General features: G+C 66.1%; 1 protein-coding gene. It reads right to left on the bottom strand.

Annotation, left to right across the window (positions count from 1 at the left end):
- Nucleotides 1-87: 87 nt before the first annotated feature.
- Nucleotides 88-752: nucleotide-binding domain containing protein (locus EOD15_RS35060; protein WP_148129844.1), on the bottom strand; the 665-nt coding region annotated here is incomplete at its 5' end.

Here is a 752-nt window from a genome sequence, read left to right as displayed (position 1 = left end):
AATCCCGGGTGTTACCGGTATTTCCCCCCGCCAAGGAGCTTTTCGTGCCCAGAGGTGTCCCCGCGGCCTATCACCTGGACGTAGGCTTTATTTTTTCCAACCGCCGAGGCCGTCGCGGATGGCTGAGAAATAGCGATCGGTTCCGACCTGGCCGCCCTTGAGCGCGACCTCCAAGCCGTCGATCGCCTTGACGCGCGCGTGAGCAACGCAGAGCGGCGAACCCGGCGAAGCGGGCAGCGGCATGCGGATTGTCAGGGCATCGACACCCATCTCGCCCAGCGCGTGGCTCGACGTATCGCCGCCGGCAATGACCACGCGCCGCAGGCTCTGTTCGATCGTCAGGCTGCGAAGGATTTCTCCGAGTCCGCGGCCAAGCCTGTGGCGGGCGCCTTCCTGCCGGTCGATTTCGGCGCCCCTGTCGGCAGTGGGACCAAGCGCGGTGTAGAGGATGACGCTGCGCCCGGCTTGCAGACTGGCACGGCCGCTTGCCGTTGCGCGCGTGATCGACTGCTGCGAAGCCTCCGAAACCAGTTCGACCGGGTCGACCTCGATGCCGTCGAAACCGTCGGTCAGGGCATGCCGGATCTGCCGTTCCGTGGTCGGCGAGCAACTGCCCGACACGACGGCTATCCGCTCGGCTGCGCCCGGTGGCGTGAAGCCATGTCCGGCGCCGACAATGCCATTCGACGCCCATTCGGCCAGCAACGCATACTCGACTCCGGATGAGCCGACGACAAAGGAACCGCCTGGCT

It is taken from the genome of Mesorhizobium sp. M7A.T.Ca.US.000.02.2.1 (genome assembly GCF_003996995.1).
GTDB lineage: Bacteria > Pseudomonadota > Alphaproteobacteria > Rhizobiales > Rhizobiaceae > Mesorhizobium.
Note: the sequence above shows the minus strand (reverse complement) of the source record. Positions and strands in the feature narration are given on the sequence as shown.